At 71.0% G+C, this 7,615-nt stretch carries 8 protein-coding genes and 1 pseudogene; 1 reads left to right on the forward strand and 8 read right to left on the reverse strand.

The window, feature by feature from the left end; translation table 11 throughout:
- Positions 1-66 precede the first annotated feature (66 nt).
- From CLV70_RS17840 to CLV70_RS17860, 5 genes and pseudogenes are all read right to left on the reverse strand, one after another.
- A pseudogene (locus CLV70_RS17840) lies at positions 67-1,377 on the reverse strand (protein adenylyltransferase SelO); the annotation flags it as partial.
- 64 nt (positions 1,378-1,441) lie between these two features.
- Positions 1,442-1,702 carry a hypothetical protein gene (locus tag CLV70_RS17845; RefSeq protein WP_106127626.1) on the reverse strand — a complete coding sequence of 87 codons (261 nt, stop codon included), beginning with the start codon at positions 1,700-1,702 and terminating at the stop codon, positions 1,442-1,444.
- Positions 1,699-2,895: an eCIS core domain-containing protein gene (locus CLV70_RS17850; RefSeq protein WP_106127627.1), complete on the reverse strand. Its 1,197-nt coding sequence runs from the start codon at positions 2,893-2,895 to the stop codon at positions 1,699-1,701. The genes CLV70_RS17845 and CLV70_RS17850 overlap by 4 nt, the downstream gene beginning before the upstream one ends.
- The gene (locus CLV70_RS17855) at positions 2,888-3,220 is read right to left on the reverse strand and encodes a type VII secretion target (protein ID WP_106127628.1); all 333 of its coding nucleotides are present in this window, start codon (positions 3,218-3,220) and stop codon (positions 2,888-2,890) included. Before CLV70_RS17855 ends, CLV70_RS17850 begins: the two co-directional genes overlap by 8 nt.
- A 49-nt stretch (positions 3,221-3,269) precedes the next feature.
- The gene (locus tag CLV70_RS17860) at positions 3,270-3,599 is read right to left on the reverse strand and encodes a YbaB/EbfC family nucleoid-associated protein (RefSeq protein ID WP_106127629.1); all 330 of its coding nucleotides are present in this window, start codon (positions 3,597-3,599) and stop codon (positions 3,270-3,272) included.
- Between the two features lie 549 nt (positions 3,600-4,148).
- Between CLV70_RS17860 and CLV70_RS17870 the strand changes: the two genes are divergently transcribed.
- Complete coding sequence (locus tag CLV70_RS17870; RefSeq protein ID WP_106127631.1) at positions 4,149-4,535, forward strand: hypothetical protein; 387 nt, start codon at positions 4,149-4,151, stop codon at positions 4,533-4,535.
- On the opposite strand, the gene CLV70_RS17875 is transcribed toward CLV70_RS17870, so the two are convergent.
- The 3 genes from CLV70_RS17875 to CLV70_RS17885 all read right to left on the reverse strand — a co-directional run bounded on the left by CLV70_RS17875 (position 4,505) and on the right by CLV70_RS17885 (position 7,328).
- On the reverse strand, positions 4,505-5,293 hold the full coding sequence (locus CLV70_RS17875; protein WP_106127632.1) for an SAM-dependent methyltransferase: 789 nt from the start codon (positions 5,291-5,293) through the stop codon (positions 4,505-4,507). The two genes, CLV70_RS17870 and CLV70_RS17875, sit on opposite strands and share 31 nt — an antisense overlap.
- A gap of 69 nt (positions 5,294-5,362) precedes the next feature.
- The gene (locus CLV70_RS17880; RefSeq protein WP_106127633.1) at positions 5,363-6,355 is read right to left on the reverse strand and encodes an SEC-C domain-containing protein; all 993 of its coding nucleotides are present in this window, start codon (positions 6,353-6,355) and stop codon (positions 5,363-5,365) included.
- A 118-nt stretch (positions 6,356-6,473) separates the two neighbouring features.
- The gene (locus CLV70_RS17885; protein ID WP_106127634.1) at positions 6,474-7,328 is read right to left on the reverse strand and encodes a CPBP family intramembrane glutamic endopeptidase; all 855 of its coding nucleotides are present in this window, start codon (positions 7,326-7,328) and stop codon (positions 6,474-6,476) included.
- Positions 7,329-7,615 lie beyond the last annotated feature (287 nt).

Below are 7,615 nucleotides of genomic sequence, written 5' to 3' on the forward strand. Positions count from 1 at the left end.
CGCCCAGGGCTCGGTCACCGCCTCCACGAGCCTGCCCACCGGCGCGAGGTCACCGTTGGTCGCCGCGCCCAGCGCCTCCTCGACCAGATGGTTCCGCGGGATGTAGAGCGGATTCACCCGATCCATGGCGTCCGGGTCCGGCCCGAGGGCCCGCCACCGGCCCAGCCACCCGCCGAAGGCCACCTCGTCGACGAACAGCCGCCGCACCGGCCCGTCGTTGCGGCGGGCGGCCTCGGCCAGCGCCCGGAAGAACGATGTGTAGTCGACGTGGCTCTCCCGCAACAGCCCGAGCAACTCCCCTGCCACGTCCTCGGCCAGGTCGGTCAGCCCCAGCTTCGCGGCCATGCCGGCCGACCACGCGGCGTCGTACCGGCTCCGGAAGCCGCCAAGCGACTCGACCGCCGCGTCCGTGTCGTCGTCGATCAGGGGCAGCAGCGCCTCGGCGAGCCGGGCCAAATTCCACTGCGCGACCAACGGCTGATTACCGTACGCATAACGCCCGCCATGATCGATCGAGCTGAACACGGTCGCGGGATCGAAGGCCTCCATGAACGCACACGGCCCGTAGTCGATCGTCTCCCCGGAGATCGTCATGTTGTCGGTGTTCATGACCCCGTGCACGAACCCGGCCAGCATCCACCGGGCAACCAGCGAAGCCTGCACCGCCACCACGGCATCGAGCAGCGCGAGGTACGGCCGATCCGCCCCGGCGGCACCGGGATGATGCCGCCGGATCGCATGATCGGCCAGCCGCCGCAGCAGCCCCGGATCCCCGGCGACCCGCGCATACTGAAAACTGCCGACCCGCAGATGACTCGCGGCGACCCGGGCGAGCACCGCGCCGGGCAACGCGCCCTCCCGATGAACCGTGCGCCCGGTCGCGACCACGGCAAGGGCCCGCGTGGTCGGAATCCCCAGGGCATGCATGGCCCGGCTGACCACGTACTCCCGCAGCATCGGCCCGACCGCGGCCAGCCCGTCACCACCGCGGGCGAAGGGCGTACGCCCGGACCCCTTGAGATGCAGATCCCGCACCCGGCCCCGCCGATCGACCACCTCACCGAGCAGCAGCGCCCGCCCATCACCGAGCCGCGGCACGAACCCCCCGAACTGATGCCCGGCATAGGCCTGAGCAACGGGCACAGCCCCCTCGGGAACCCGCGCCCCGACCAACAGCCCGACCCCGTCGTCACTGCGCAACCACCCGGGCTCGAACCCGAGCTCCCCCGCAAGACCCTCATCAAGAACCAGAAGATCCGGCCGGGGCGCGGGCTCGGCCTCCCACACCACGGCCATCTCGGAAAGCTCATCGGCAAAGCTGTGCTGGATCTCGATCCCCTTCCAGACGCGCCCCGGCCACCCCCGCGCCGGCCCCATCCCTCACGGTAGCCCGGCGCCCGGCGTCCCCGGCAGCCTTATCCTCGCCGCCCCGGCCCGACGACTACGCCTCGGCGGTCCAGAGCCGCCCGACCGCGACATGATCGCCGTCGGCCCGATCCACGACCAAAATCGTTTCGCCCGTACGGCGGGTACGCGGCGTGGGATGGTCGACACCGAGCACCCGGATCGGCGCCCCACTGGCCACGTCCCGCAGCCGCGGAATACCCACGAAGTCCCCATTGCGCGTCGACCCGACCACGATGAGCCCGCCCCGGGCAGCAATATCGAAGACCTCGTTGACGTGAAACTCCACTGCGGTCATGGTGGCCTGTTCCTATACCGTTCCAGGGCGGGTATCTCGCTGTCGTACGCCTGATCCTCGAGCTCTTTCAGCGGCCGGTTCAGGTGCTCGCCGGCACGCTGCTGCCGGACGTGCGTGTGCTCGTGAGCGATCGTAGCCGCGAGCGTTTCGTCGTCGGCGAAGCTGGCCGGACCCAGCCGGATCTGGGCGCCGTTCAGCTCGGACGGCGTGTAGGCACCGGCGTCCATGTGATCCAGATACCGAATCTCTTCCGGGTCACTGATGATCACTACGTCGACGTCTTCGAGGTCGATGTCCATCCGGCCGGCGACGTCACGCACATTGTCCAGCGTCATCGGGGTGCCCGGCCCGTTGTCCAGCACATCGCGATTGCTCCGCGCAGGACTCTTGCTGAAGAAGTCCGGCACCGCCTCCACCGGGTCCGAGCGGCCGAGCCGCCGCAACGCCTGCCTGAGCGCGCCCAGCACGCCGGTCAGGTCGCCGAGCCGGCCGTTCAGCCGGCGCAAGCTCGTCAGCAATGCCCGCACGAAGTGTTGGATCTTGTTGACCCACTTGGCGACCAGGGAAGCGACCTGCGCCACGACGACTGGGGTGGCCAGCCCGACCGTCAAGCCGGCCTCGGCGAGCCACTGCGGCAGCCGCGCCGCGAGGGTGGCCACGAATTGGGCGATCAGGTCGCGCACGATGCCGCGAACCAGCCCCACCAGCAGGCCGGCGCCTTCGACGGCGTACGAGATCGCCGCCGACGCCGTGGCGATGCCACCGATCGCGTCGAGTTGTCTCGCGGCGTGAGCCCGGTACGCCTCCCCGGACGCCCCCGACCAGCCCGCGGTCTGGGACCGGACGGCATCCGCGTAATTCTGCTGGGTGGCGGCCGTGGAGGCGGAGACGTTCCGCCAGGTCGCAGCGTGCGCGGCCACCTCGTCCGGGTTGCCCGCGAGCCAGTCGAGCGCTTCCTTCAAGGGCTTGACGTGCTCCATCAGCCAGCCGACACCCCACGCCACCAACGAGCCGAGCGGGTCCAGCGCCAGACCGAGAACATCGAGACTGCCGCCGACCCCACCGAGCGTGGTGTCGACCCAGCTGTTGTCGTGAATACCGGCGCTGATCTGCGCGGCGTCCTCGGCCAGCCCGAATCCCGTGTACCAGGTGGTCGAGTTCTGCGCCTCCGCGACCAGCGGGTTGTCACTCACAGCGGCAGATCGAGGATCGGTCGCGCCGCCCCTCCAGCCGGCGGGCGCTACCGGCGTCGGTCATCTCCATGGCCGACGCGGTCGTCCGCAGTTTCGCCGCCGTTTCGTCCAGCGCCTCGACCGCCTCGCTGATCACCTCGAAGGCATCGTCGAACACGGGACTGAGCAGGCCCGGCAGGAACTGGCAGAGCTGTCCGTACGCCTGACTGTCCATCGTCACCTCGCCGATCGCGGACCGGGCCTGCGCCAGCCGACCCGAAGCCTCGCTTACCGCCCCGGCATGGCCGAGCACGGACCCGACCAGGAATTCGATGCCGTCGCTCATCGCTCGTGCTCGTCACGCGGAGGCGGGAACCGGCTTTCGAACGAGTCGATCACCGCCCGGCCGGTCTCGGTATCCGCGCCGACCGTGGCCTGCACTCCTCGGTGACCTGGGCGGCCAGAGCGGCCTGGGCCCGCTGCATCACCGCCATGATCTCCTGTGCAAGCCGCATACCGGACAGCTCGTGCACGCGGTCATCCAGCTCGAGGCTCTTCATCCGCCCGGTGGACTCGACGGAGACCCGGATGGCGCCGCTCCTGCCCTCGGCCGATCCGGTCAACGCCGCCACTCGCCGCGACAGCTCCACGCTGCGCTGGGCCTGGGCGTTGACCTGGCCGACCCAGGAGTCCAACCACTCCTCGGCGGCATCGATGTCGTTCATGGGACCCGCTTTCATCGATGGCCCCGCAAGTCTAGGCGGGCTGCGGTCACCTTCGGGGGCGCATGTCGACATACGCTGTCACCGATGCCGACGCCGGGTTACGGCTTCTTGATCCGCGGCCCGCTGGACCGGGCCGGGGTCGGAGCGGCCCTGTCCGCTCTCCTGCGGCAACCGGTCGACGTCGGTGATGAGGGTGACGACGAGCGCGACTGGGGGCGCCCGTCAATTGCACCGTGCGGGCCGTCGGCGGCGAGCTTCACTGGCATCTGACGTCTACCTTGACGCTGGCATACCCGGCCCGCCGCCGGAAACCGTTGCCGCCGCGTGGCTCGCCGGGCGGCTTCGGACGGTTGTCGCCTACGCCGCGTTGCCGCTGCCGCCCAGTGCGTACTGGCTGGTCGGGCCGGGTGGGGAACGGACCAGGGCGCGGATCTACGAGGAGGACGCCGGCGACCGGGCCGTTTATCGCATCGATGCGGTGGAGCGTCCGGTGGCGGCGCTGCCGGGGTTGCGGGTCGCGCCGCTGCCGGAGGTGATCGCGGGTTTCGGATGCCGACGCCCGTCACGGATCGGCTGCGCGCGGGGTTCGCGGATCGGCGTGTTCTCGGTCGCCTGGGCGCGTGGGAGGGCATGGTCAACCGGCTTGTCGAGGGCTGGCCGCCGGACGGCTGGTATCCGGCCACGTACTACCGCGAGGACCTCGGGACGCGCGACGAGTTGGCCGATGTCGCCGACGCGGAGTTGGTCCCGGCGCTGGCCGAAGTGGACCGACGGTTCCGGGAGGCGACCGTGGACGACGGCGGACAGGCGCTGGCGGCGGCCACCGGACGTCCCGTTCCCGGGGATCGCTGGTGGTGGCGCCGCATCCCGCGCCCGCTGCCGTGGGAGGGCCCCCGGCGGGTGAGTCAGAGCTTGCGGCCGACGCCGCCGTACTGATCGATCTCGGGCTTTTCGGTGTCCGGCCGCCAGCGGGTGACCGCGACCAGGCCGGGATCGACCAGTTCCATGCCGTCGAAGAACTGGGCCAGGCGGGCGGGGCTGCGCAGGTGGTAGGGCAGCGCCGCCGACTCGTTCCAGAGGCGAGCCGCCTCGACGACCTCGGGGCTGAGGTCGGTGCCGTCGTAGAGCGCGAGGTAGCTGCCGGAGGGGACCGCTGCCAGGGCCTGGCGGACCATGGCCTGGGCCACGGCGTCGTCCTCGACGTGGCCGAGGACGCCCATGAAAAGGACGGCGACCGGCTGGGAGAGGTCGAGCGTGCGGCCGGCCTCGCGCAGGACCAGGTCCATGTCGAACATGTTGGCGTCGATGTAGCTGGTGACGCCCTCGGGCTTGCTGGTCAGCAGGGCGCGGGCGTGGGCGAGCACCAGCGGGTCGTTGTCGACGTAGACGATGCGGCTGTCGGGGGCCACCGACTGGGCCACCTCGTGCGTGTTGTTGGCGGTGGGCAGACCCGTACCGATATCCAGGAATTGGCGTACGCCGGCCTCGCCCGCGAGGTAGCGCACCGCCCGGACCAGGAAGGCCCGGCTGAGCCGGGCGTTCTCGGCCAGCTCGGGCTGGCCGACCAGGATCTGGTCACCGACCGCGCGGTCCACGGCGAAGTTGTCCTTGCCGCCCAGCAGGTAGTTCCAGATCCGTGCGGTCTGCGGCACGGTGGTGTCCAGCTTGGGGGACTCTTGAGCCTCGTTCGACACGGACGACCCTCCTCATCGGACAGCGACGATCGTTCGCGTAAGCATAGGGGCTCCCGTCCCCCGCCGGACCTATCCGCGGGACCTCGGAAGGCAGCATTTCTTGTACTTGTTGCCCGAGCCGCACCAGCACTGTGCGTTCCGCTCGGGCGGCCAGGGAATCTGTCCCGGGCCGGCGGCGAGGCTCCGCGCGTAGCCCGCCCGCACCGTCGGGTCGGCCGGGTCGCCGTCGGATCCGGCGTGTCGCGTCAAGCCGGCGACCGTGCCGGGCAGCAGGGTGAGGCCGGTCCGGCCGGCGCCGGTCAGCCGGGTGAGCTCCCTCTCGAGGTGCGCGCGGTGCTCGTCCCAGCTCTTGCCGTAGGACTCGGCCAGCGCGGGCCATTGCGCCAGCGCCCGGTCGAACTCGGCCTGCGGCCAGAACAGCGGATCCTCGTCGGCCTCGGCCGCTGCGGTGTCGGCCAGCTTGGTCTCGAGCCGCTCCGCGAGATTGTCGTGTACGTCGTGCGGAAGGCCGAGCAGGTGCCGGATCCGGTGCCGCTGCTGGAGCAGGAAGAACAGCAGCCCGGCGTCCTCGGCGTCGGCCGGATCGCTCGAGCCGGCGCGCTCGGCCAGCGCCATCCGCACCGCTTCGCTCAGCCACTGCTCGGCGACGCGGTTGCGCCCGCCGGCGACCAGGGCGGCACTGACGTACGCCGCGGCGTCCGGGAACCGCGTGAGCGCCGGGCGCAGGGCCTCGAGCGCGGTCGTCGCCTCGTCCCCGCGGCCCGTGCGGAACAGGATCCGCGCGCGCAGGGCCCGCGCGGCAGCGACCTGGCTGTCGTCCCGCGTCCCGTACGCGTCGATGGCCGACTCCACGTACTGAAGGGCGGCGCCGAGCTTGGACCGGCTCTCGGCGATCTCGGCGGCGAGGGTGAGGGCATACCCGGAGTCGCCCGGGTCCGCGAGCCCTCCGGAATTCACGGCGTCGGCGAGCGAGGCCGCGACCCCGAGCGGATCGGCCGCCCCGAGTGCGGACTGCCGGATCTCGTCGAGGTCTGCGCTGGTCAAATCGGCTTTCAACGGCACGGGGAAACCGTACTGCGCCCCGTACGCCGGCGGCCCTTGATCTGCGTCACTTGACACGGACAGCAAGCGGGCCCGCGACGTCTCGACGTCGCGGGCCCGGAAGGGTCGGGGAGTTCGGTCACCGGGCCGCCGGCACGGCGACGACCGGGGCCGACTGCGCGGCGGTGACCGTACGGTGGTTGCCCCGCCGGACGATGTTGCCGCGACGGTGGGCGATCACCATGAAGACCACGGTGAGCAGGATGCCGACGCCGAGGGTCGCGATGCCGCCCTCCGGGCCGAAGGCGCCGCCGGTGTAGAGCTCCGGACCCGAGATCGTGACGTCCAGCAGGCCCTTGGTCTCGCCGTTGCCGGAGACGACCAGGCCGGAGATGCCGCCCAGCGCGAAGTTCCAGCCGAAGTGCAGCCCGATCGGCACCCACAGGTTCCGGGTCGCGGCGTAGCAGGCGGCCAGCATGAACCCGGCCTCGATCGCGATGGCGGTCGCGCCCCACAGGGTGGCGTCGGCGTTGGCCAGGTGCATCGCGCCGAACAGCACACCGCTCGCCAGCAGCGCCAGGTACGTACCGATGCGCTGCTCGATGACGCGGAAAAGCACACCGCGGATGAGAAGCTCCTCGCTCACCGCCGCGGCGGCCGTGAACCCGAGCATCGAGATCGCGCCCGACACCGAACCGATCCCGTGAACGTCGAACTTGCCGTTGAAGGCGATGTTGACGGCGACCGCGGCGAACATCGCGAACCCGATCAGCAGGCCTCGGAACGTCCCCCCGACGGCCCCGCGCCCGGCCAGCTCGCTGACGTCCCGGCGCTCGGTGCGGCGCACCACCCACCGGTACGCCACCACCATGAGCGCGGCGGCGAGGGCCCCGACGACCAGCGTCAGCCACGCGTTCCCCTGCACCGCGTTGACGGCCTGGCTTCCGACGATCGCCACCACCGCGACGGCCCCCAGCTGCTTCAACAGACGCATGACTACTCCCTCGTCAAGTTCGCGGCCCGACCACCGCGGCTATGCAGAGAACGCTATGGAATTCGCTGCGGGAAAACGTCACCGCGCGGTGGACATTCGCGGGTAGCTCGCACGGGGGACATCGAGCGCCGAGCACGGCGGGCGGCCTCGGACCCGGGGCCGGGCGCAAAGATCGAATCGGCTTCAGCCTAACCTCGATGATTCGCAGGTGATGGCTGCTGGTTCGGCCGGACCGCTTTGATCGATCGGTGTTGATGGGTGTGGCGGTCCGGGCATGGTGGTGGGCC

The sequence above is a fragment of the Pseudosporangium ferrugineum genome, from assembly GCF_003002065.1.
GTDB lineage: Bacteria > Actinomycetota > Actinomycetes > Mycobacteriales > Micromonosporaceae > Actinoplanes > Actinoplanes ferrugineus_A.

What these genes read in the sequence shown, in the direction of transcription:
- CLV70_RS17845 (WP_106127626.1), bottom strand. Translation starts at nt 1,702, where the DNA reads ATGACCGCAGTGGAGTTTCACGTCAACGAGGTCTTCGATATTGCTGCC.
- CLV70_RS17855 (WP_106127628.1), bottom strand. Translation starts at nt 3,220, where the DNA reads ATGAGCGACGGCATCGAATTCCTGGTCGGGTCCGTGCTCGGCCATGCC.
- CLV70_RS17860 (WP_106127629.1), bottom strand. Translation starts at nt 3,599, where the DNA reads ATGAACGACATCGATGCCGCCGAGGAGTGGTTGGACTCCTGGGTCGGC.
- CLV70_RS17870 (WP_106127631.1), top strand. Translation starts at nt 4,149, where the DNA reads ATGCCGACGCCCGTCACGGATCGGCTGCGCGCGGGGTTCGCGGATCGG.
- CLV70_RS17885 (WP_106127634.1), bottom strand. Translation starts at nt 7,328, where the DNA reads ATGCGTCTGTTGAAGCAGCTGGGGGCCGTCGCGGTGGTGGCGATCGTC.